Here is a 21,306-nt window from a genome sequence, read left to right as displayed (position 1 = left end):
TCCCCTCGCCCTCACCAGGATGCCTCAGCCGCTACCCTGTCCGGTGATGAACATGGCGCGACAGTTGCTGCGCTCCCTGGTGCTGCTGGGAGCGCTCCTTGGCGTGTTCGCGCTGCACGGGCTGAGCGACCTGTCGCCGGAACCGCCCGCCGAGGTCGCGGTGGCTTCGGTGGCGACCGTCCTGCCGCTGGATCCGCACGGCGTGATGGAGCGGCTCGAACAGGTCGCCATGGACGCGCCGGACACGCTGGCCGTCGACCCCGTGAACCACAAGCACGGGCTGCCGTGCCTGACCTTCGCGGCCGGATCCTTCCTGCTGCTGCTCGCCGTCGGCCTGTTCCTCCGCCGCGAACGCTTCGCCGAGGTGCCCCGCCTCGCCACCGCCTCGCCGGCACCACCACGCCGCCGCGTGGCCTCGACAGCGCCTGATCTGACCAGGCTCTGCATCCTCCGAACGTGATCTCCGCCTGACGCCGTCCTCACGTGCGTGAGCTCTTCACGCATGCCCTCTTTCTCCCGAAAGGACGCCGCCGTGCGGCTCTCATTTCGCGGCTTCGCTGCCGCCTGCCTGTTTGCTCTTGCCCTGACCAGCTGCGGGAACGCCGAGACCCCGGCCGCCTCGTCGACCCCCACGCCCACCCCCACACCTTCTGCACCAACCACGCCGACTGCCACGCCCAGCGCCGTACCGACGAAGACTCCGGCCAGTACGGCGGACGTCACCGTCGACGTGTCGATCGCCGGTGGCAAGGTCTCGACCGGGTCGGCAGTGGTGAAGGCGAAGCCCGGGCAGACGGTCCGGATCAACGCGGTCAGTGATGTCGCCGACTCACTGCACGTGCACGGATACGACAAGACCCTGGACCTGAAGCCGGGCAAGCCGGGGTCGGTCGAGTTCGCCACCTCCACCAAGGGCATCTTCGAGGTGGAGACCCACGAAACCGGCAAACTCGTCTTCAAACTGCAAGTCTCATGATCGCTCTGCACGGGATCGGGGGTCGGCAGGACCTGCCGGTGCCGTTGGGGTTCGCCGTGACTGGTGCGGCGGTTGCGATCACGTTGTCGTTCGTGATCCTGGCCGTCGCCTGGCGCACGCCGCGCTACCGCGGTGCCAGGTCCGGTACGGCGTTGCCGCCGTCGCTGGCCGGTGCCCTGGACTCGCCGTGGTTGCGGTGGGCGGTCCGGCTGTTCGGGCTGGCTGCGTTCCTCTACGCCGGGGTGGCGTTGCTGGCCGGGGCGGACCGGCTGACCAACCCGATCTTCGGGTTCGTCTACATCCTGGTCTGGGTCGGCCTGGTCCCGGTGTCACTGCTGCTGGGACCGGTGTGGCGGACGCTGAACCCACTGCGCACCCTGCACCTGCTGGTCTGCCGCCTGCTACGACACAACCCTCGCCAGGGCCTGCTGGAGTTGTCGCCCCGCGTCGGATTGTGGCCCGCCGCGGTCGGGATCTTCGCCTTCGCCTGGCTGGAGCTGGTCGCGCCGGACCGGGCGACCCTCCTCGTGCTGCAGACCTGGCTTGCCCTGTACGTCGTGTACGTCCTGTTCGGCGCGGTGCTGTTCGGGGACCGGTGGTTCGCCTCCGCGGACCCGTTCGAGGCCTACGCGACGTTGATGGCCAAGCTCTCGCCGTGGGGCCGCCGTACCGACGGAGCGATCGTCGTACGGCGCCCACTCGAGAACCTGGACAGCCTGACACCCCGACCTGGGCTCGTCGGCCTGGTCGCGGCCCTGCTCGGGTCGACGGCGTACGACGGCTTCTCCCGCAGCACTCTGTGGATCGCCTGGGCACAGAACTCGGGCTACTCGCAGACACTGCTTGGCACGCTCGCCCTGGCCGGCTTCGTCGTCTTCGTGCTGGTGACGTACTCGGCCGCAACCGTGCTGGCCGGGCGAATATCGTCACGGGCCGCGCTGCCGGGCATGTTCGCGCACTCGGTGGTGCCGATCGTGCTCGGGTACGTCGTCGCGCACTACTTCACGCTGCTGGTGCTCGAAGGTCAGCGCACGCTGATCCTGCTCAGCGACCCGCTCAGCAACGGCTGGAACGTGTTCGGCACCGGCCTGCTCGGGGTGAACGCGGGCCTGACCAACTATCCCGCGGCGATCGCGACCATCCAGGTCGGCGCCGTGGTCGCCGGTCACCTGCTGGGCGTCGTGTCCGCACACGACCGCGCCGTCGCGCTGTTCGCCCGCGGCAAGGCGCTCGCGGGCCAGATTCCACTGCTGGTCGTCATGGTCGCCTACACCGTCGGCGGTGTGCTTCTGCTGTTCTCCGCTTGATGTCCGAAGAGGTCTGATATGAGTCTCAACACCCGAATCTCGGTCGCCGTCGGAGCCGCGTTCGTGCTCGTGATCGGCGTCCTGCTGGTGGCGAACGCCGCCGGCTCCGACGACGAGAACCCGGCCACGACCACGGCTGTCGTCGACGAACGGCTGGTCCGCCCGGACAGCCACAAGCTGAACGTTTCTGCCGACAACAAAGTGACGTTCGTCGAGTTCCTCGACTTCGAGTGCGAGTCCTGCCGCGCGGCGTACCCGGCGGTCGAGCAGTTGCGCAAGGACTACGCCGGCCGGGTCACGTTCGTGGTCCGGTACTTCCCGATCCCGTCGCACTTCAACGCCGAGCGGGCCGCCCGCGCGGTCGAGGCGGCCTCGAAGCAGGGCAAGTTCGAGCAGATGTACCAGAAGATGTACGAGACGCAGGCCGAGTGGGGTGAGCAGCGGGTCCCGGCCGACGACCGGTTCCGGGGTTTCGCCAAGGACCTCGGTCTCGACCTGGCGGCGTACGACCAGGCCTATGCCGACCCGGCCACGCTGGAGCGGATCAAGAAGGACGTCGCCGACGGTGAGGCGCTCGGGGTGCGAGGCACGCCGACGTTCTTCCTGAACGGCAAGAAGCTCGAGCCGGAGTCGTACGACGACCTCGTCAAGAGCATCGATGCCGAGCTCGGCTAGCAGCGTGCCGAGGGATCGGCAGGAGCCGTTCCCTAGGCTGCTGCCGTGGTTGCTGCTGCTCGGCGGGCTGATCGGGCTGGCCGCGTCGGCGGTGCTGACAGTCGAGAAGATCGCGATCCTGCGCGACCCGGCGTACGTGCCGTCGTGCAGCATCAACCCGGTGCTGTCCTGCGGCTCGGTGATGACCAAACCGCAGGCGGAGGCGTTCGGCTTCCCGAATCCGCTGCTCGGCATCGCCGGGTTCGCCGTGGTCGCGACGATCGGCGCGGCACTGCTGGCCGGGGCGTCCTTCCGCCGGTGGTTCTGGCTGGGGTTGCAGGTCGGGGTGACCTTTGGGGCCGGCTTCGTGCACTGGCTGATCTTCCAGAGCCTGTACCGGATCGGGGCGCTGTGCCCGTACTGCATGGTGGTGTGGGCGGTGACGATCCCGATCTTCTGGTACGTCACGCTGCACAACCTGCGACGGCGGTTCGGCTTCCACGGCGTCGTACTGACGTTGTGGGTGGTCTTGGTGCTGAGCCTGATCGCCGAGCAGTTCTGGCCGTACTGGCGAACCTTGCTGTGATGTCGGTGCGGTGTTCTAGCCTCGGGCTGTGACGGTGCACGAGCTTTCCCGGCAGGATGCGCGGCGGATCGCCGTACGGGCGCAGGTGCTCACGAGTGAGCGGCCTGAAGACCTGTTCGACGTGGTCCGCCGCCTGACGGTTGTGCAGTACGACCAGACGGCCGCGGTCGCGCCGAACGCTGATCTGGTCGCCTGGAGTCGGCTCGGGTCGTCGTACTCGCCGAGTGAGCTGGTCGAGGCATTGGAGACGCAGGCCCTGGTGGAGCTGCGCGGGTTCGTGCGGCCGAGCGAGAGCCTGGCGCTGTTCCGGGCCGAGATGGACGAGTGGCCGGGGAGCGGGCCGCTGCTCGACTGGCAGGAGTACCGCCGGGACTGGGTGCGGGCCAACGAGGGGTGCCGGCTCGACATCCTCGAGCGGCTTCGGCAGGACGGGCCGCTGATCATGCGTGACCTGCCGGACACCTGCGTGAAGCCGTGGAAGTCGTCCGGCTGGACCAACAACCGCAACGTGTCCCAGCTGCTCGAGTTCATGCTGCAGCGCGGCGAGGTGGCGGTCGCCGGTCGCGACGGGCGGGACCGCCTGTGGGACCTGGCGTCGCGGGTCTATCCGGACGAGCCCGCCGTACCGGTCGAGGAGGCGAAGCGGATCCGGGACAAGCAGCGGTTGCGGTCGCTCGGCATCGCGCGTGCCAAGGGTCCGGCCTGCCCGGGTGAACCGCTCGACGTCGGTCCGGCCGGGGAGGAGGCAGTGGTCGAGGGTGTCCGCGGCAAGTGGCGGGTCGAGCCGACCCTGCTTGGCCAGCCGTTCTCGGGGCGTACGGCGCTGTTGTCGCCGCTGGACCGGTTGGTCTACGAGCGGAAGCGGCTCGCCGAGTTGTTCGAGTTCGACTACCAGCTGGAGATGTACAAGCCGGCTGCCCAGCGCCGCTGGGGCTACTTCGCGCTGCCGATCCTGCACGGCGACCGCCTGGTCGGCAAGGTCGACGCCACCTCCGACCGCAAGGCCGGCGTGCTCCGCGTCGACGCGGTCCACGAGGACCAGCCGTTCACCAAGACCCTCACCGCCGCGGTCCAGCGCGAGCTGAAAGACCTGGCGAACTGGTTGCAGTTGGACCTCATCCGGGCCAAGTAGCGGTCTAATGGAGGTGGGTGGGGAGGCTGGTCAGATGGCGCCGGGACCAGGATCGGATCAGCAGCGGCAGCGCATGCGGCCGGCAGCAGTCATCACGGCGGCCGTTGTGGTCACGCTGCTCTCCGCGCTGTTCGCCGGTCTGGCCGTCCTGTACTTCGGCGGCGATCCCAGTTCGACCGGTCAGGGCGCCGTACCGCTGCCGGGTGCGTCGGCCCGGCCGTCGCCTACGGACACAACCAGCTCGACGCCCTCGCCCGCGGAGCCCTCGCCGACCAGGCAGGTGCCGCCGGGGTCACAGCCCTTCCGGTATCAGCCGTTGTGGCCGTTCGCGTCGGTGGCCGAGGCGGCCGAGTGGCAGCGGGAGTACCGCGACGACGGCAGGCAGCCGTGGCATCTGGACGCGGACGAGACCGCGCTCGCCTTCACCAACGGGTTCCTCGGGTTCACCGAGATCGATCAGGTGGTCGACCGCTCGCTCGAGGGTGACGAGGCCTGGATCTCGGTCGGCTACGACTCCGGCGAAGGACCGGGGAGTGTCGCGGCGGTGCTCCACCTCGTCCGGATCGGCCCGGGCGACGACGCGCCCTGGGAGGTGGTCGGCAGCCGGGACAGCACCCTCACCCTCGACCGGCCCCGGTACGCCGCCCTCGTGAGCTCACCGATCACCGTCGGCGGCCGGATCACCGGTGTCGACGAGTCGATCCGGGTCGACGTCCGCCAGTCCGGCTCCGAACGGCCGCTCGGCGCGTCCTGCTGCGTCCCCGCCGGCGGCGAGAAACAGCCCTGGTCGATCCCGGTGAGCTTCCGCGGAGCGGCCGAGGGCGCGGTCACGATCGTGGCCTCGACCGGTGGTCACGTGCAGGACGTCGAGCGGTTCGCCATCACCGGCGTCCGGGTGGGATAGGACGTCCTCGGTTCGATGTGACGCCGGTCACATCCATGTTGACGCAAACATCCGCCATTGACGGCTGGCCGTGTTTACGTAAACATCACCGCGATACGCAAATCCGCGGCGTCCGGGGCCGCCGCCCGCTCGTGAGGATCGGAGAGAGTCGCGTGAGATCAACTGCTGGGCGTATAGCCGCTGCGGCGCTGGCCGCGACGGCGGTGGTCGCCGCCGTGACGGTGCAAGCCGGGGCGTCGACGACCACCGACGCCGGGACCGCCGCCACCGCCAGTTCCACCGGGCCCCAGGGGACGAGTGAGTTCCGCGGAGTGAACTGGGCGGACCCGCGGGACAACTACGCCGACGACGAGGTGGTCCCGTCCGGCCTGAGTACGGGCGACTCGTACGCGACGACGTACCAGAAGGCCACCGGGATCGTCGGCGAGTTCCGCAAGGAGCTCAAGGCCAACACGATCCGGCTGCCGATCAATCCGTCGAGTGTCGGGACTGCCTGGTGGAAGTCCTACCAGGGTGCGATCGACGCGTCGGTGGCAAACGGCTTCAAGGTCATCCTGAGCTACTGGGAGGCCGACAACGCCAAGGACGGGCGGGTGGACGACCCGGTCAAGTACGCCGCCATGTGGGACACCGTGGTCCAGGCGTACGGCAAGAACCCGCGGGTCTACTTCGAGCCGATGAACGAGCCGTTCGGCTACTCGCTGAACGAGTGGGTGTCGGTCACCACCGGCTGGATCGCCGGTCACCCGAGCGTGCCGCGCGGCCGGATCGTCATCTCCGGCACCGGCTACAACGACAACGTCACCGGCGTCGGCGCGGAGCCCAAGCTCGACGGGACGCTGCTGTCGCTGCACTTCTACGGCTTCTGGGCCTCGGACGAGAACGAGGCCGCCTGGCTGGCGAACCTGCGGCCGCGGATCGGCGACTACGGCTGGCGGACGATCATCGACGAGGCCGGTTCGCCGATGACGATCGGGCTGAACTACGGCAACCACGAGGGCAACGTCTACACGTCGTACCTCGGCGCCCTGACCCAGGTCGCGCGGGAGCAGAACATGGGCATCGTCTATTGGCCCGGTCTGCGCAACGGCGACTCGTACTCGATGACGACCCAGGTCGGCCCGAAGGACCTGCAGGTCAACAGCCAGAGCGGTCTTGCGCAGCTGTGGTGGGGCTGGGGGGTGCTGAAGGACGAGCCGAGCAACGACCTCCCGCCGGCGCCTCCGGGCGAGCCGATTCGCGGCGTGGCCAGCAACCGGTGCGTCGACGTACCCGGCTTCTCGACCACACCCGGTACGGCGCTCGACCTGTGGGACTGCAACAACGGCGGCAACCAGTCGTGGAACTACACGGCCGACAAGCAGCTCACCGTCTACGCGGACAAGTGCATGACCGCGGGCGCGGCAGGCAGCCTGGTCACCATCGAGAACTGCACCGGCGCGGCGAACCAGGCATGGAACGTCAACACCGACGGAACCATCACCAGCGTCGCCAGCCCCGACCTCTGCCTCGACGCAGCCGGCGCCGGAACAGGCAACGGCACACCCGTCGACGTCTGGTACTGCAACGGCGCCGACAACCAGAAATGGACACGCTCCTAAGCACCGCCCGCAGGCGCCTCCCGGCCACCCCGGGAGGCCCCTGCGACGACGCCCGCTTCGGCCTCTGGCTGATCGGACTACTCGAAGACGACGGTGGAGGGCTTCCAGACAGCGCCGGCTCAGAAGGTGATCACGTGGTCAGCAGCCGCCGTAGGTCGACCGCTTCCGGGGACCTGTAAACCTCGAACGTCTCCAACGCCTCCCGCAGGTGCTCGAGCCCACCACCGGCCTCACCCAGCAACCGAAGTGCCCGAGCCCGTCCCAGGAAATGCCCGAGTACCTCGAAGCGCGTCCCCACCTCTCCAGGAGGCCCCATCATCGGGTACCAGAGGTCCACCCTGTGTGCGGTGTGTCCGCTCAATGGACTGCCCCCAGGTGGTTCCGGCGAGCATCAGCACGGCGCCGATCGCCGCGGGCAGGGTGAGTCGCTCGCCGGCCAAGAGGATGCCGATGGCAACCGCCCAGACGGGTTCGGTGCCGAGCAGCAGGCTGGCCCGGCTGGCCGAGGTGCGTTGCACGGCCCAGGTCTGGGCGAGGAACGCGAAGACGCTGCAGAAGAGCGCGAGGTAGACCAGTTGCAGCCAGGTGCCGACACCGGCGCCGGTCGGCAGGTGACCGACGGCTGGTCCGGCGAAGAGCGCCGTACCGACGACAGTCTGGACGGCCGTGACCTGCACGGGCCGGAGGTCGGTGGCGAGCCGGCCGACCAACGCGACGTGGGCGGCGCGGACGACGGCGGCGGCGAGCATGAGCAGGTCGCCGATGCCGGGGGAGTGCAGGCCGTTGCCGGACATCAGCAGACCGACCGCGACGATGCAGAGCCCGGCGGCGAGGAAGAACCGCGGCGGCAGTCGGCGCCGGTCCATCAGCGGGGTGAGGACGAGCGTCAGACTGATGATCAACCCGGCGTTGGCCGCGCTCGTCTGCGTGACGCCGTACGTCTCGAGCACCAGGACCGCTGCCTGACTCAGACCGAGCAGCCCGCCGACCTTGAGCTCGCGGCGGCTGACACCTCGGACGAAGAGCAGTAGCGCCACCGCGGAGATGCCGTACCGCAGAAACAGCACGGTCAGGACGGGCACCGATCCGGTTGCTGTCTTGGCGGCGAAGTAGCTCGAGCCCCACACGATGGCGACCAGCAACAGGACGGCGTCGGTACGGCGGGAGGCGAGCACGGATCCACACTGCGGCCCGACGACGTTGAAGCCAAGTACCAACTTCTTAAGCGACCATGTAGCAGCCCTACAGTATTGGTATGGACGAGCGACAGTTGCGGGTGCTGCGGGAAGTCGGCGAGCTGGGCAGTGTGACCGCGGCGGCGGAGGCGTTGCTGGTGACGCCGTCGGCGATCTCCCAGCAACTCAGGCTCCTCCAGCGGTCGATCCCGGTGCCGCTGACCGAACGCGACGGCCGCCGCGTGGTCCTCACCGCAGCCGGGCGCGCGCTCGCCGGCGCAGCCGCTGATGTCGAGAGGGCGCTGGCCCGGGCACGACACACTGTCGACGAGTTCATCGAGCAGCCCGGCGGAGTCGTCTCGGTCGCAGCCTTCCACAGCGCGGCCGCGACGTTCTTCCCGTTGCTGCTGCGTGCCGACGCTGCGCCACAGCTCAGCCTGCACGACGAGGACGTCCCGCAGGACGAGTTCCCGCTACTCACCCGCGAGTACGACGTCGTCCTCGCGCACCGCCTCGACCACGGCGCCGCCTGGCCACGCACAGTCGCCGTCACCGCACTGCTCCACGAGCCGCTCGATGTGGCCCTGCCCGTTGACCATCCGCTTGCTGCCAAGCGTCAACTGACTCCGCGCGACGTGGCCCACGAACCCTGGATCACCGTCCACGACGGCTTCCCGCTGATGGCCACCATCGAGGCGATCGGCGCCGCCGCGAACCAACGCCTCGACTTGGTCCACCGGATCAACGAGTTCACCGTCGTCGCCGAGGTGGTCGCCGCGGGCGCCGGCATCGCGCTGATGCCACGCTGGACCGCCCACCGCCACCCCGCTGTCGTCCTCCGCCCGCTGCGCGGCGTCCACGCCCGCCGCCACATCGACGCCCTGCACCGCCCCGAACGCACCGCCCGCAAGGCAGTGCGCACAACCCTCACCAACCTCCAGCACGCCGCCACGGAGATCCGGAAAGACGACCCTCAGGTACGGCGGTAGACCGTCCCCTCCCACGGTTGGAGCAGCAACGGTGTCGGGTCGGGGACGTTGCTGAGGACCACGTCGCCGGTCAGGGCGAGCTGGTCCACATGGACCGGATCGCTCGAGAAGTTCCCGAGCACGACCAGCTCCACGTCACCCAGCCGCCGGCTGAACGCGTACACCGCCGGGTGGTCCGGCAGCAGCATCGTGAAGGTGCCGTGGGCAACCACCGGCTCGGTGTGCCGGAGGTCGATCAGCCGCCGGTAGTGATGGAACACCGAGTCCGGGTCGGCCAGCTCGGCCAGCGCGTTGATCTCCTGGTGATTCGGGTTGACCGCGATCCACGGCGTACCGTCGGTGAACCCGCCCTGCGGGCTGCCGTCCCACTGCATCGGGGTGCGGGCGTTGTCCCGGCTGTGCGAGCGCATCGACCCGACCACGGCCGCCGGGTCCGCACCGGCGGCGACGGCGGCCTGGTAGTGGTTCAGCGACTCGATGTCGCGGAACTCCTCGATCGATGCCCAGGGCGCGTTCGTCATCCCGAGTTCCTCACCCTGGTAGACGTACGGCGTACCGCGGTGCAGGTGCAGCACGGTCGCGAGCATCTTCGCGGAGCGGGCCCGATACTCCCGGTCGTCGCCGAACCGGGAGACGATCCGCGGCTGGTCGTGGTTGTCCCAGTAGAGGCTGTTCCAGCCACGCTCGGCCAGCCCCGCCTGCCAGCGACCCAGCGACGCCTTGAGCAGGCCGAGGTCGAACGGCACCGGGTCGAACTTGCTCGTACCGTGGTCGATGTTCACGTGCTCGAACTGGAACACCATGTCGAGCTCGCCGCGGTCCGGATCCGTGAACAGCTTGGCCTCGTCCACCGTCACCCCGGGCATCTCGCCGACCGTGAGCAACTGCCCCGGTCGCCCGGCGAACACCTCGCGGTGCATCTCCTGCAGGTACTCGTGGATCCGCGGTCCGGACAGGTAGTGCTCGGTTCCGCCGTACAGCCCGCCGGGTTGAACGTGACCGTCGGGCAGCCGCGAATCCTTCGAGATCAGGTTGATCACATCCATCCGGAAGCCGTCCACACCGCGGTCGAGCCACCAGCGCATCATCGCGTAGACGGCCGCGCGGACGTCCGGGTTGTCCCAGTTCAGGTCGGGCTGCTTGGGGGAGAACAGGTGCAGGTAGTACTCACCCGTCGCCGGGTCGAGATCCCAGGCCGGACCGGAGAACCAGGACCCCCAGTTGTTCGGCTCCGCACCGGGATCGCCGGTGTGCATCCCGTCCCTCGCGGGGCGCCAGATGTACCAATCCCGCTTGGGGTTGTCCAGCGACGACCGGGACTCGACGAACCAGGCGTGCTCGTCGGAGGTGTGGTTCACGACCAAGTCCATCACCAGCTTCATCCCGCGCTCGTGCACGCCGGCCAGCAACGCGTCGAAGTCGGCCAACGAGCCGAACACGGGGTCGATCGCGGTGTAGTCGCTGATGTCGTAGCCGTTGTCGTCCTGCGGTGACAGGTAGATCGGGGACAGCCAGATGACGTCGACGCCGAGCTGCGCGAGGTAGTCGAGCCGGCTGGTGATGCCGGCCAGGTCACCGATCCCGTCACCGCCGGAGTCGGCGAAGCTGCGCGGGTAGATCTGGTACACCACGGCGCTCTTCCACCACGCCTCCTGCCCGGTCTCCAGGTGTGGCGTGAGCTCGGTGCCGGTCGTCATATGGTCTCCTTCGCAGGCACGTGGTCAACGAGGACGAGTTGCCAGACGTGCGGAGCAGGCAACTCGGCGACGGCGTGATCGCCGTCAATACGCACCGGTACGTCGACCAGTCGCGCCGACCGATCGGGATCGGCCACCCGGACCCGCGGCAGTCCAGATCCGGTACGGCGGACGCGCAGCTGGCCCGGCCCGGTGTCGCCAGGCGTCTCGCGCGCGGCGTCCCACACGGTGTCTCGCTGGCCGGTCAGATTGATCAGGTGCACGACCACCCGGTTCCCAGATTGGACGACCCGACGCCAGACACCACCCGGAGTGGCCGTGTCGGTCACCGGGGTGTCCGGATAGGTCACGTCGCAGTCGTCGTTATAGGTGCTCGTGTACGAGCCGGTCACGTCGGCCAGCTCGTTCGGCATCAGCAGCTCGACGTGCTCGACCAGGAAGTCGTACCAGCGCTTCAGCAGCGCCAGGGTCGACTCGGCGGCCGGGTGGTTGCGCACGTAGTACGGGTCGACCAGGATCCGATCGGCCTCGCCGGCGAGCAGGTGGGTCGCGCCGTGCGAGAACAGCGTGGCCATCGTGAACGCGGTCGCCAGGTCGGACTGGTCGGCTGGTGCGCTGTCGTAGACGTGCTGATAGGCCGCGATGACGACTGGTTTGTCACCGCGAGCTCGCCGTACCACTGCTGCGAGGTGGTTGAGGGTGACGTGCGGTGCCCAGACCTCGATGTAGACGGCGTCCTGTGGAGCGTGCTTCGTCCGCCAGGTCGGGAAATCGTTGACGTTGTTGAAGACCAGCTGAGCCTCAGGCAACGCGTGGCGGACCTGCTCGATCATCGTGACGAACGACTCCGCGACGTCGACGACGGCTCCGTCCGGCCGAACCGCGCGCTTGGGGTAGCCGTACTGATCCAGGTGGAACCCGTCGAAGCCGACCTCGTCGACCGCCTGCCGCAGGTCCTTGGTGAAGTGGGCGAGCCAAGCGGGCTCCGCCGGGTCCAGCAGGAACAGGAAGTCGCCCAACGCGTACGGCCTACCCTGCGGATCGAGCAGCGCCAGTTGCTGCCAGCTCGGCCACTCCGCGGTGCCGACCGCGTACACGGCGGCGTAGCCGTAGCTTTGAGCGCCCACCTCGTGGCAGGACTCGACCAGTTCGCGAACGGTGCCTAGGGCAACCGGTTGGCCGAGCGCATCGTCGTACTCCTCGCCACCACCGAGCAGGTCGGCGTGCCGGTACGCCCAGTCGTAGAACTGGACGCCGGTCAGGTGCAACCGCCGGACGTTGTCGGCGACCGCACCGACGTCGCGGCCGGGGGAGTAGGACGCGACGAACCCGTACCGCAGGCTGCCCGCGTCACCCACCTCGACCGCGGTCCGCAGTACGCCGGCCGCCGTCACGACCTCGACGCCGTAGCCACCGGGTGGCAGCGTCCCGAGATCGAGGTGCCCGGTGCCGGTCACCTCCCGGACTCGCTCACCGAGGTGCCAGACCGTGGCGGTCGACGGTCCGCTGATGCGGGCCTCGACGACGACCCGTTCGTCCGGTGCGAAGCGGACCCGGCTCGGCAGTAGCTCGGCGGTCATCTCACCGCCACGTCGATCGGTGCACCGGTCAGGGCGGACTCGATCGCCGCGTAGGTGATCGCGAGACTGCCGAGGTTGTCCCGTCCGGTCGTCTCCGGCGCCCGGTCCGCGCGCAGCGACGCCGCGAACTCGGTGAGGCTGCCGGCCCGGTCGGTGGCGGTCAGCTCCGGCAACGCCACGGCGCGTTCCTTGCCGTCGGCCCGAATCCGGGCTGCCTCGCCGACGCCGCCCTCAGACCCGTCCGGCCGGCTGGTCCACCAGACCTCGCCGTGCTCGAACTCCATCCGCCACTCGCCACCCCACGCGGTGACCGGGCCGGAGCTGACCCAGCTGCCGCGATAGCTGACGATCGGTCCGTCCCGGAAGGTGATCACCGCGGCGCCCGCGGGCGGACCGCCGTACCCGTAGCCGTCCGGATGCCAGGTGCGGCAGTAGACCTGCTCGGGTTCGCGCCCGGTGACCGCGCGCATCAGGTCGAAGTGATGGATCGACATGTCGCCGAGCAGCGGGTCCGTGAGCACAGGGCGCCCGCTCGGAGCGGTCCGCCGTACGCCGGTTCGCCGGAAGTCGACCGCGATCGAGACGAGCTCGCCGAGCGTCCCCGCGCGGACGATCTCCCGTACGGCGTGCACGGCCGGCTGGAAGCGGTAGTTCTGACTGACCATCACGGTGAGGTCGCGTTCCTCGGCGTACTCGACCAGCGCCGTTGCCTCCGCGAGCGACGGCGCGAACGGCTTCTCCACCAGCACCGGGAGCCCGGCCGCCAACGCAGCACGAGCCGCCGGGACGTGGCCGGGCAGGTTGGCGGTGATCAGCACCGCGTCCGGACTCGTCGCCCGGATCGCCTCGTCGATCTCCGAGAAGCACAGGTCGCCACGAGCGATCCCCGCGTCGACGACGGCCGTGAGCGACGCGGGCAGCATGTCGACGTACCCGACGGGCTTGACGTCCGGCACCTCCGCTACGACGGTCGCCGCCCAGTCCCGGCCCCAGCCGCCCATGCCGATCTGCAGAAGTCGCATCCTCTGATCTCTCCTAATCCTTGACTGCGCCGGCGGTGAGGCCGGAGACGAAGTGACGTTGTCCGAGAACATAGACCGCGAGCACCGGGACGATCGCGATGGTCGATGCCGCGAAGACCAGACCCCACGCCGTCCCGTGCTGGCCCTGGAACGCCGCGATCGCGATCGGCAGCGTGCGCTTGGCCGGGTCGTCGATGATCGTCAGTGCCCAGACGAACTCGTCCCATGCGCCGAGGAACGACAGGATGCCGGCCGTCGCCAGCGCCGGGCGGGCCAGCGGCAGGTAGAGCTGGACGAACTTGCGCAGCGCGCCCGCGCCGTCGATCGTCATCGCCTCGTCGAGGTCGTCCGGCACCCGTTCGAAGAACCCACGCAGCAGGAAGGTGGTGAACGCGACCGCGCCGCCGGCGTAGAAGATCACCAGCCCGTTGAGCTTGTTCAGCAGGTGCAGCCCGTCAGCCAGCACGAACTGCGGGACGATCACGATGATGCCCGGGATCATCAGCCCGGACAGCAGCACCCCGAACAGCACGTTCTTGCCGAAGAACTCGAACCGGGCGAACGCGTAGGCCATCGTCGACGACAGCGCGAGTACGACGAAGGTCGTCGCGAGCGCCACGTACGTCGAGTTCAGGAAGTACCGGCCGAAGCTGTTGCTGTTCCACGCCTCGGTGTAGTTCGCCGTGGTCGGGTGATCCGGCCAGAGCTTCGGCGGGAACTCGAACAGGAACGCGTTCGGCTTGAACGACGTACCGAACATGTAGAGGAACGGGACCACCATGACGATCGCCCCGACGCTCAGCACCAGCAACCGCAGGCCGGTGCCGAACCGGCGACGCGCACGCGCGTTCATCGGCGGCCTCCGTCCTTCTCGCGGAACAGCCGGAACTGCACGAACGACACCAGCGTGATCGCGATCGCCAGCAGGAACGACAGCGCCGAGGCGTACCCGAAGTCCAGGAACCCGAACGCCTGCTTGTACATGTAGGTCAGCGGCACCTCGGTGCTGCCGGCCGGTCCACCACCGGTCATCAGCAGGATCGAGATGAACACGTTGAAGCCGCCGATGACCAGCAGTACGACGACGAACAGCAACGTCTTGCGGATCGCGGGCAACGACACGTGCAGGAACCGGTCCCAGGCCCCCGCACCGTCGAGCGCGGCCGCCTCCTTGAGGTCCTTGCTCACCCCGGTGAGGGCGGCCAGGAAGATCAGCATCGCCCAGCCGACGCCCTTCCAGGTGCCGAGGATGGCTGCCGCGAGCAGGCCGGTCCAGCGGTCCTGCAACCAGGCGACGTTGTGGTCGACCAGATGCAGCGCATCGTTCAGCAGCCAGTTGATCGCGCCGCCGTCGGTGGTGAACAGGTACTTGAACAGCAACGCGACCACGACCCAGCTCGTCACCACCGGCAGGTAGAACAGCACTCGGAACAGCGTGCGCGCCGGCAACTTGGCATCGAGCAGTACGGCGGCCAGCAGCCCGAGCACCACCTGCGCCGGGACAGTGATCGCCAGGTACACGCCGACGTTCGCCACACTCAGCCAGAACTGCGAGTCCTTGAGGCCGCGCAGGTAGTTGTCGAGGCCGATGAACTGGCTCGCCTGGGTCGGAACCACCGACCAGTCGTAGAAGCTGATCTGCAGCGACCGGCCCAGCGGGTAGACGACGACCAGGCAGAACAACGCGAACCCGGGCAGTAGGAACAGGTAGGGCACCCAGACCGGCGACCGCCGCAGCCGGCCGGAAGACTTCTCCGGCGCGGCTGCGCTGCGGTCCGGCGGCGCCGTGGTCAGCGTCGCTGTCATGTCAGCCCCGGGCCAGCAGCGGATCGATCTGCTGCACCGCGTCGTCCAGCGCCTTCTGCACCGGTACGTCGCCCCTGATCGCGAGCTGCACCTGCTTGCGCAGGATGTCGTCGATCTTGGCCCACGCCGGTGTCGGCGGCCGCGGCCGCGCGGTCTCCAGAGCGGTCAGGAACGGCGCGTAGTACGGCTCGATCTCGACCATCTTCGACGACAGCGACTTCAGCACCGACAGTTGGCCGGTCTGGGCCATGATGGTCTGCGCTTCCTCGCCCAGCATGAACCGGGTGAACTCCGCGGCGAGCGCCTTGTTCTTCGACGCGCTCGTGATCACGATGTCCTCGCCGCCGACCACGTTGATGCTGCCCGCGCTGCCGGACGGCAGGGGAGCGGCCTGCAGCTTGAAGTTCGGGAACTGCTTCTGGATCGGCGGGTAGGTCCACGGCCCGTCGACGATGGTCGCGTAGGTCCCCTTCGCGAGACCTTCGGCCGTCGGCGTACCACCACCACCACCGAGGATGAGCTTCGGGATCGCCTTCTGCTGGTAGAGGTCCGCAAGCATCTGGATCGCCTCGACCGACTTCGGGCCGTTCAGGTATCCGGTCGCCTTGGTCACGTCCTTGTCCGTCATCTCGCCGCCGTTGGACCAGATGTAGGGCAACACGTTCCAGCCGCCGGTGTCGCCCTCGGCCAGCAAGTACTTGCCTTGGGCGGCCAGCTTGGGCGCGTCCGCCTTCAGGTCGTCGAACGTCTTCGGCACCGTGACGCCGGCGCCCTGTAACGCACGCTGGTTGTAGAGCATGACCTTGGTGTTGGTGTCGAGCGGCAGGCCGTAGTACTTGCCCTTGTAGAGGTTCGTGGCCAGCGGGCCGTCGAACGTCTTGTCGGCCAGCTCCTTGAAGTCCGGCATCGCGTCACTCAGCGGCACCAGGACGCCGAGTTTCGCCAGTTCCGGCACCCAGATGATGTCGGAGCGGATCACGTCCGGCAGGCTGCTGCCGGCGGCCGCGGTGACGAGCTTCTGGTGCATCTGGTCGTACTGCACCGTCACCGCCTTCACCTTGACGCCGGGATGCGCCTTCTCGAAGGCGGGGATCACCGTCTTCTCGAGCTGCTTCACCTCGGTTCCGCCGGCGCTGTAGGAGTGCCAGAAGGTGATCTCGCCGGAGACCTGCTGTCCGGGCGGCAGTTGGTCCGCCGTAGTGGCGGACGCGCCGCCTCCACCGGTGCCACAGGCGGCGAGGGTGACGGCCAGGACGGTGAGCGCTGACGCGGCCAGGGCACGTTTCATCGGCCTGCTCCTTTCGGGAGAAGACGAGCATCGAGGGGATTGATTAGAGGGTTTTATTATTGATCTTGCGCTAGTCTTGCGCGGTGACCGAAGGCCGTCAAGGGGGCAGCGTGAACAAGCTGGAGAAGACCGCGACCTCACCACTGCTGCGGCGGATGAACGCCGCCGCGGTGCTCGACGTGCTGCGCACCGGCGGTCCGGCGACCGGGACCGAGTTGATGGAGGTCACCGGCCTGTCGCGGCCGACCGTGCACACCGTCTGCGACCACCTGATCGAGATGGGCTGGATCGACGAGATCGAGTCGCGGCGCAGCGGCGATCCGTCCAGCCCCGGACGGCGGGCGCGGCAGTACTTGTTCAATGCCCGGGCCGGCTTCGTGGTCGGGATCGACATGGGGCAGAACAAGGCGACCGCGGTGGTCACGGATCTGCGCGGCGACATCGTTGCCGAGGACACCCGTGGGTTCGCGCTCGACCTCGGCGCGGACGACCGGATCCGGGAGGCGCGCCAGGCGATGGCGTCAGCACTCGACGCGGCCGAGGTGACCGCCGCCGGTGTGCTCGCGATGGCTCTGGCGGTGCCAGGCCCGGTCGGTCCGGACGGTCACATCATCGCGAGTGCGGACACCGAGTACCTGCCCGGCTTGGGCGAGGTCGACCTCGACCAGGCGGTCGGAGCCGGGTTCCACTGCCCGGTGCTGGTGGAGAACGACGCCAACCTGGCCGTCCTCGGCGAACGCTGGCACGGTGCCGCCGCCGGGGTCGACGACGTGATCGAGTTGCTCGCCGGCGAACGTCTCGGCGCCGGTCTCTACCTGGGCGGCAACCTGATCCGCGGGACTGCCGGCGGCGCGGGTGAGCTCAAGGCGCTCAGCATGGTCGAGGGCGTCGGCAACACCGACGGCATCGGGTTCCTGGCGCGTGAGTTCGGCGCCGAGGTCGTCGCCTCCGCCCGCGGTCCACGGTCCAAGGTCGGTCGCTCGGCACTGTACGCCGCAGCCGGCGGCGACCCGACCGCAGTGACGGCCCAACTGGTGTTCGAGGCGGCGCGGACCGGCGACGCCGTGGCGCTGGAAGTCGTCGACCGGGTCGTCACCCGGATCGCCCGCGTGCTCGCCCTCCTGCATACGATGCTCAACCCCGAGCTGATCGTGGTCGGTGGCGCCGTCGCCGACGCCGGCGACCTGCTCGTCCCCGGCCTCGAGATCCACCTGCACTCTCTCGTCGACGCACCACCCCGGCTCCTCGCCTCGACCCTGGGCGCCCGCGCCGTCGTGATCGGCGCCGTCCGCCGCGCCCTCGACCACGCCGAACGCGCCCTCTTCACCGACCCGGCTCCCACGGCCCGCCAGACCGCCTCCTAGCCCTGCGTCGTGGTGATGGGGAGCCGAACATGAGAGATCTGTAATCTTCGGCTCATGTGGGTCTCGGGGTGGGACCGCAGAGTTTGAGGATGCGGTCTCCACGGGCGAGTTCCTGCTCGCCGAGGTCTTCTGCCGGCACCCCGACCAGGTGCTGTCCCGCGAGCAACTGCTGTCCCAGGTCTGGGGCTTCGACTTCGACCCCGGCTCCAACGTCGTCGACGTCTACATCCTCTACCTCCGCCGCAAACTAGGCCCCCACCGCATCCAAACCATCCGAGGCATGGGCTACCGTCTCCACCCCTGACCTCCCCCGTCGGGCCATTTGATGGGGTACCCCATCAATTGGCCCCTCATCCGACCGAATTTCATGGGAGGACGAGCCATTTCACGGGGTACCCCATGAAATGGTTCGCGGGGGCGGAGAGGGGCGATCGGGGTGGGTGGGTTCGTGAGAGCTCTCTCATTTGGGGTTCAGGGGGTCCTCGCGGTCACCGCGATGCTGGCCGGCAGCGGGGCCGGGATGGGGCTCGGCCTCGGGCTGTTCGGGATCCTGTCGATCATCCGGCTCCGGTCGGACTCGATCACTCAGGAAGAGGTCGCCTACTACTTCATCTCGCTCGCGATGGGCCTGATCAACGGCCTGCACCCCGGTCCGTTCTGGCTCGCGCCCGCGCTGAGCTTCCTGCTCGTCGGCCTGATGTACGTCGTCGACCACCCGCGCCTCACGCTGCGCTCGCGCCGGCAGAAAGTAGTCCTCGACCAGGCCTACCCGGACGTCCGCGACGTCGGCCCGGCGCTGGAGCGGCTGCTGCGCGCCGACATCCGGCACTTCGTCGTCCTCGACCTGGACCTGGTCACCGACACCACGGTCGTCGACGTCCGCTACCGGGTTCGCGCCACCGCTCCGCACACGGTCGACGCCGTACGGCGGTTCGAGCGGTTCGCGTCGTGACGCGGCGGACGCACGCGGCAATGACCGGGGCGCTGGCCCAGTTGGCGCCGATCACGCTGGAGGAGGTGCTTGCGGAGGCGTCGCTGCAGACCCGGGTGGACCGTAAGTACCTGGTCCCGATCGCGACGTTCGTCGAACTGGTGACCCGGTTGCGGCACCGGTTCGCCGTACTGGAGATCGACGGGCAGCGGACGTTCCGGTACGAGTCGGTGTACTTCGACACGCCGTCGCACGGGCTGTACCGCCAGCACGTGCAGCGGCGGCGCTACCGGTACAAGGTGCGGACCAGGTCCTACCTGGACAGCGGAGAGTGCAGTTTCGAGGTGAAGCTCAAGGGCAACCGCTCCGAGACGGTCAAGTCGCGGATGCCGTATCCGCTCGAGGACCGGGCCCGGCTGACCGGCCCGGCGCGGGAGTTCCTGGCCGAGCAGTTGCGTACGGCGTACGGCGTCGGGGTCATCGACCGACTGCAGCCCGCGCTGACGACGACGTACCGGCGGAGCACCTTGGTCGACCGGGTCGAGCACGCCCGGATGACGTGCGACATCGACCTGCGGTTCTTCGACCGGGACGCGGCGGTCGACGTGCTGCCGAACACCGTGCTCGTGGAGAGCAAAACGTCGGGGCGCGCGGGGGCGGCCGATCTGGTGCTACGTGACCTTCAGGTGCGGCCGATCCAGGTCAGCAAGTACTGCGTCGCGGCCGCGCTGCTCAATCCGCAGCTGCGCGCCAACCCGTGGCACCGGACGTTACGGCAGCTCACTCGGAGTGGATGATGTGCGCGTCCGGACCGGGGAAGAAGAGTGACTCGGTGTCGGTGTCGGTCCAGTGCACCAGGTACGGCGGCGCCCCGTTCGGGTCGTGGACCTCGACGATCTCGCCTTGCCGCCGGTGGGCCATGACGTGCGTACCCTCGACGATCACTGTGTCACCAGCCGTCGCCTTCATCGAACCGCCTCCTCAGTCGATGCTCCCTCCCAGCTTGACCCCACACCCCCCACCAGCACCAGACGTCAGTGGATGTCGGTGGCCAGGCGGGCGGCGAGGGCGGCGAAGATGCCGGCGCAGATCCGCTCCAGGCGGCGGCGGACGGTGCCGCCGGCCCGCAGCAGGGTGTTGGTGAGGCTGCCGGCGAGCAGGCCGACGGAGGCGTCGACACAGAAGCCGACGACGATGAGCATCGCGCCGAGGACGAGGATCTGGAGCGTGGCGGGCCAGCTCGCGGGACCGGTGGTGATGAACTGCGGGACGAAGGCCAGGTAGAACAGGATCACCTTCGGGTTGGCGACGTTCGTCAGCGTGGCCATCAGGTAGGTGCGGCGCAGCGTCCGCTTCGGCAGCTCCAGCGCCTCGTCCGCCTCGCCGAGGGGCCGACGGCTCGCCCGCCAGGTCAGGTAGGCGAGATAGAGCAGGAAGGCCGCGCCTGCGATCCGCACGCCGTTCAGCACCTGAGGCGCCGCCTGGATCAAGGCCCCGAGCCCCAGGGCAGCCGCCACCGTGTGCACGACCAGCCCGGTCGACACCCCGGTCGCCGCGACCACCCCGGCTCGTCGCCCGCCCGCCGCGGCGTTGGCGGCGATGAACAGCATGTCCGGCCCCGGCACCACACTCACCACCAGCGCCGCGACCACGAACCCAACCACGATCGAGAGTTCCATCCGCCCATCCTCACCCGCGCCACCCACCGCCTCCACGGGGTTTCCATCTGCTGAACAGCGCGGTACCAAGGTCGTATGGCTGACTACGAGGCGTCGAGAACGGTGGACGTCGCCTGGAACGTCCTGTTCGACTACCTGAGCGACGTCAAGCGGTTGCCGGAGTACCTCCCGCAGATCGACCAGGCGCACCTGCTGCACATCGGCCCACCCCCGAGCGAGCCGTACCAGTATCCGGAACCCGGGGAGACCGGAGTCGAGCAGGTCGACGTCGACGTCCATCCGGAAGGCGCGGCCGCGGTCAACGAGCAGGCGTGGATCAAGGTCGTCCAGCACGGGCACAAGCTGCAATGGGGCGTTCCGGGGGCTCACCACTACCGCGGGGAACTGGCGGTGGACTTCATCGCGGACGGCACCTCGCGGGTGACGGTCCGGCTGCACACCGACCACGCCGGTGGGCCGGACGTCGAGCGCATGCTCGAGGAGTCCCTCGCGACGATCAAGGCGACCACTGAGGGCAGACACCTCGCGGAGAGTGGCGAGCCCGAGGCCTGAGATCGCCGGACTGCTCCCGGCGCTGCTCGGGTACGCTTCGTCGAAGCGCTTCGACGACGAGTG

The 21,306-nt window shown here is 68.8% G+C and carries 22 protein-coding genes and 1 pseudogene; 14 read left to right on the top strand and 9 right to left on the bottom strand.

Going from position 1 to position 21,306, the window contains the following annotated elements; genetic code table 11:
- Positions 1 to 46 precede the first annotated feature (46 nt).
- The 8 genes from ACIBL3_RS19125 to ACIBL3_RS19090 all read left to right on the top strand — a co-directional run bounded on the left by ACIBL3_RS19125 (position 47) and on the right by ACIBL3_RS19090 (position 7,160).
- Positions 47 to 460 (top strand): hypothetical protein, encoded by a 414-nt coding sequence (locus ACIBL3_RS19125; protein WP_396354736.1) that lies wholly within the window; start codon positions 47 to 49, stop codon positions 458 to 460.
- A gap of 72 nt (positions 461 to 532) precedes the next feature.
- A complete protein-coding gene (locus ACIBL3_RS19120) occupies positions 533 to 976 on the top strand; it encodes a hypothetical protein (RefSeq protein WP_396354735.1) in 444 nt (147 codons plus the stop codon).
- Positions 973 to 2,283: a hypothetical protein gene (locus ACIBL3_RS19115; protein WP_396354734.1), complete on the top strand. Its 1,311-nt coding sequence runs from the start codon at positions 973 to 975 to the stop codon at positions 2,281 to 2,283. The genes ACIBL3_RS19120 and ACIBL3_RS19115 overlap by 4 nt, the downstream gene beginning before the upstream one ends.
- Positions 2,284 to 2,301: 18 nt before the next feature.
- Complete coding sequence (locus tag ACIBL3_RS19110; protein WP_396354733.1) at positions 2,302 to 2,958, top strand: DsbA family protein; 657 nt, start codon at positions 2,302 to 2,304, stop codon at positions 2,956 to 2,958.
- Positions 2,942 to 3,523, top strand: a complete 582-nt coding sequence (locus tag ACIBL3_RS19105; RefSeq protein ID WP_396354732.1) for a vitamin K epoxide reductase family protein — start codon at positions 2,942 to 2,944, stop codon at positions 3,521 to 3,523. The genes ACIBL3_RS19110 and ACIBL3_RS19105 overlap by 17 nt, the downstream gene beginning before the upstream one ends.
- Positions 3,524 to 3,551: 28 nt before the next feature.
- Positions 3,552 to 4,655, top strand: a complete 1,104-nt coding sequence (locus ACIBL3_RS19100; protein ID WP_396354731.1) for a DNA glycosylase AlkZ-like family protein — start codon at positions 3,552 to 3,554, stop codon at positions 4,653 to 4,655.
- 34 nt (positions 4,656 to 4,689) lie between these two features.
- Positions 4,690 to 5,559, top strand: a complete 870-nt coding sequence (locus ACIBL3_RS19095; RefSeq protein WP_396354730.1) for a hypothetical protein — start codon at positions 4,690 to 4,692, stop codon at positions 5,557 to 5,559.
- Between the two features lie 152 nt (positions 5,560 to 5,711).
- Positions 5,712 to 7,160 (top strand): ricin-type beta-trefoil lectin domain protein, encoded by a 1,449-nt coding sequence (locus ACIBL3_RS19090; protein ID WP_396354729.1) that lies wholly within the window; start codon positions 5,712 to 5,714, stop codon positions 7,158 to 7,160.
- A 230-nt stretch (positions 7,161 to 7,390) separates the two neighbouring features.
- Here ACIBL3_RS19090 and ACIBL3_RS19085 read toward each other — a convergent pair whose 3' ends face one another.
- The gene (locus ACIBL3_RS19085; RefSeq protein ID WP_396354728.1) at positions 7,391 to 8,335 is read right to left on the bottom strand and encodes a DMT family transporter; all 945 of its coding nucleotides are present in this window, start codon (positions 8,333 to 8,335) and stop codon (positions 7,391 to 7,393) included.
- A gap of 80 nt (positions 8,336 to 8,415) precedes the next feature.
- Here ACIBL3_RS19085 and ACIBL3_RS19080 point away from each other — a divergent pair, with 80 nt between their 5' ends.
- Positions 8,416 to 9,324 carry a LysR family transcriptional regulator gene (locus ACIBL3_RS19080; protein ID WP_396354727.1) on the top strand — a complete coding sequence of 303 codons (909 nt, stop codon included), beginning with the start codon at positions 8,416 to 8,418 and terminating at the stop codon, positions 9,322 to 9,324.
- On the opposite strand, the gene ACIBL3_RS19075 is transcribed toward ACIBL3_RS19080, so the two are convergent.
- From ACIBL3_RS19075 to ACIBL3_RS19050, 6 genes are read right to left on the bottom strand one after another with little or no spacing between them, the layout of a single operon-like run.
- Complete coding sequence (locus ACIBL3_RS19075; protein ID WP_396354726.1) at positions 9,309 to 11,021, bottom strand: alpha-glucosidase; 1,713 nt, start codon at positions 11,019 to 11,021, stop codon at positions 9,309 to 9,311. The genes ACIBL3_RS19080 and ACIBL3_RS19075 overlap by 16 nt on opposite strands.
- Complete coding sequence (locus ACIBL3_RS19070) at positions 11,018 to 12,601, bottom strand: glycoside hydrolase family 66 protein (RefSeq protein ID WP_396354725.1); 1,584 nt, start codon at positions 12,599 to 12,601, stop codon at positions 11,018 to 11,020. The genes ACIBL3_RS19075 and ACIBL3_RS19070 overlap by 4 nt, the downstream gene beginning before the upstream one ends.
- Positions 12,598 to 13,623, bottom strand: coding sequence for a Gfo/Idh/MocA family protein (locus ACIBL3_RS19065; protein ID WP_396354724.1), 1,026 nt, complete (start codon positions 13,621 to 13,623; stop codon positions 12,598 to 12,600). Before ACIBL3_RS19065 ends, ACIBL3_RS19070 begins: the two co-directional genes overlap by 4 nt.
- A 13-nt stretch (positions 13,624 to 13,636) precedes the next feature.
- Positions 13,637 to 14,476, bottom strand: a complete 840-nt coding sequence (locus tag ACIBL3_RS19060) for a carbohydrate ABC transporter permease (RefSeq protein WP_396354723.1) — start codon at positions 14,474 to 14,476, stop codon at positions 13,637 to 13,639.
- Positions 14,473 to 15,429: a carbohydrate ABC transporter permease gene (locus tag ACIBL3_RS19055; RefSeq protein WP_396354722.1), complete on the bottom strand. Its 957-nt coding sequence runs from the start codon at positions 15,427 to 15,429 to the stop codon at positions 14,473 to 14,475. The genes ACIBL3_RS19060 and ACIBL3_RS19055 overlap by 4 nt, the downstream gene beginning before the upstream one ends.
- A 1-nt stretch (position 15,430) precedes the next feature.
- Positions 15,431 to 16,717 (bottom strand): extracellular solute-binding protein, encoded by a 1,287-nt coding sequence (locus ACIBL3_RS19050; protein WP_396354721.1) that lies wholly within the window; start codon positions 16,715 to 16,717, stop codon positions 15,431 to 15,433.
- An 83-nt stretch (positions 16,718 to 16,800) separates the two neighbouring features.
- Between ACIBL3_RS19050 and ACIBL3_RS19045 the strand changes: the two genes are divergently transcribed.
- From ACIBL3_RS19045 to ACIBL3_RS19030, 4 genes and pseudogenes are all read left to right on the top strand, one after another.
- Entirely contained in the window at positions 16,801 to 18,081 is a 1,281-nt protein-coding gene (locus tag ACIBL3_RS19045; protein WP_396354720.1) for an ROK family transcriptional regulator, read from the top strand.
- 106 nt (positions 18,082 to 18,187) lie between these two features.
- Positions 18,188 to 18,385: pseudogene (locus ACIBL3_RS19040) on the top strand (winged helix-turn-helix domain-containing protein); the annotation flags it as partial.
- Between the two features lie 144 nt (positions 18,386 to 18,529).
- Positions 18,530 to 19,033, top strand: a complete 504-nt coding sequence (locus tag ACIBL3_RS19035) for a DUF4956 domain-containing protein (RefSeq protein ID WP_396354719.1) — start codon at positions 18,530 to 18,532, stop codon at positions 19,031 to 19,033.
- Positions 19,030 to 19,809, top strand: coding sequence for a polyphosphate polymerase domain-containing protein (locus ACIBL3_RS19030; protein ID WP_396354718.1), 780 nt, complete (start codon positions 19,030 to 19,032; stop codon positions 19,807 to 19,809). Before ACIBL3_RS19035 ends, ACIBL3_RS19030 begins: the two co-directional genes overlap by 4 nt.
- On the opposite strand, the gene ACIBL3_RS19025 is transcribed toward ACIBL3_RS19030, so the two are convergent.
- Both ACIBL3_RS19025 and ACIBL3_RS19020 read right to left on the bottom strand, forming a co-directional pair.
- Positions 19,793 to 19,981 (bottom strand): DUF1918 domain-containing protein, encoded by a 189-nt coding sequence (locus ACIBL3_RS19025; RefSeq protein ID WP_396354717.1) that lies wholly within the window; start codon positions 19,979 to 19,981, stop codon positions 19,793 to 19,795. The two genes, ACIBL3_RS19030 and ACIBL3_RS19025, sit on opposite strands and share 17 nt — an antisense overlap.
- A 65-nt stretch (positions 19,982 to 20,046) precedes the next feature.
- A complete protein-coding gene (locus ACIBL3_RS19020; protein ID WP_396354716.1) occupies positions 20,047 to 20,691 on the bottom strand; it encodes a LysE family translocator in 645 nt (214 codons plus the stop codon).
- 75 nt (positions 20,692 to 20,766) lie between these two features.
- Between ACIBL3_RS19020 and ACIBL3_RS19015 the strand changes: the two genes are divergently transcribed.
- A complete protein-coding gene (locus ACIBL3_RS19015; protein WP_396354715.1) occupies positions 20,767 to 21,243 on the top strand; it encodes an SRPBCC family protein in 477 nt (158 codons plus the stop codon).
- Positions 21,244 to 21,306 lie beyond the last annotated feature (63 nt).

This window comes from Kribbella sp. NPDC050124 (assembly GCF_044460355.1).
Lineage (GTDB): Bacteria > Actinomycetota > Actinomycetes > Propionibacteriales > Kribbellaceae > Kribbella.
The sequence above is the reverse complement of the archived record's forward strand: the minus strand, read 5'-3'. Positions and strand labels throughout refer to the sequence as shown.

Coding starts and splice junctions, on each gene's coding strand:
- ACIBL3_RS19095 (WP_396354730.1), top strand. CDS start 4,690: ATGGCGCCGGGACCAGGATCGGATCAGCAGCGGCAGCGCATGCGGCCG.
- ACIBL3_RS19065 (WP_396354724.1), bottom strand. CDS start 13,623: ATGCGACTTCTGCAGATCGGCATGGGCGGCTGGGGCCGGGACTGGGCG.
- ACIBL3_RS19060 (WP_396354723.1), bottom strand. CDS start 14,476: ATGAACGCGCGTGCGCGTCGCCGGTTCGGCACCGGCCTGCGGTTGCTG.
- ACIBL3_RS19020 (WP_396354716.1), bottom strand. CDS start 20,691: ATGGAACTCTCGATCGTGGTTGGGTTCGTGGTCGCGGCGCTGGTGGTG.
- ACIBL3_RS19070 (WP_396354725.1), bottom strand. CDS start 12,601: ATGACCGCCGAGCTACTGCCGAGCCGGGTCCGCTTCGCACCGGACGAA.
- ACIBL3_RS19055 (WP_396354722.1), bottom strand. CDS start 15,429: ATGACAGCGACGCTGACCACGGCGCCGCCGGACCGCAGCGCAGCCGCG.
- ACIBL3_RS19125 (WP_396354736.1), top strand. CDS start 47: ATGAACATGGCGCGACAGTTGCTGCGCTCCCTGGTGCTGCTGGGAGCG.
- ACIBL3_RS19110 (WP_396354733.1), top strand. CDS start 2,302: ATGAGTCTCAACACCCGAATCTCGGTCGCCGTCGGAGCCGCGTTCGTG.
- ACIBL3_RS19050 (WP_396354721.1), bottom strand. CDS start 16,717: ATGAAACGTGCCCTGGCCGCGTCAGCGCTCACCGTCCTGGCCGTCACC.
- ACIBL3_RS19080 (WP_396354727.1), top strand. CDS start 8,416: ATGGACGAGCGACAGTTGCGGGTGCTGCGGGAAGTCGGCGAGCTGGGC.
- ACIBL3_RS19025 (WP_396354717.1), bottom strand. CDS start 19,981: ATGAAGGCGACGGCTGGTGACACAGTGATCGTCGAGGGTACGCACGTC.
- ACIBL3_RS19015 (WP_396354715.1), top strand. CDS start 20,767: ATGGCTGACTACGAGGCGTCGAGAACGGTGGACGTCGCCTGGAACGTC.
- ACIBL3_RS19105 (WP_396354732.1), top strand. CDS start 2,942: ATGCCGAGCTCGGCTAGCAGCGTGCCGAGGGATCGGCAGGAGCCGTTC.
- ACIBL3_RS19115 (WP_396354734.1), top strand. CDS start 973: ATGATCGCTCTGCACGGGATCGGGGGTCGGCAGGACCTGCCGGTGCCG.
- ACIBL3_RS19075 (WP_396354726.1), bottom strand. CDS start 11,021: ATGACGACCGGCACCGAGCTCACGCCACACCTGGAGACCGGGCAGGAG.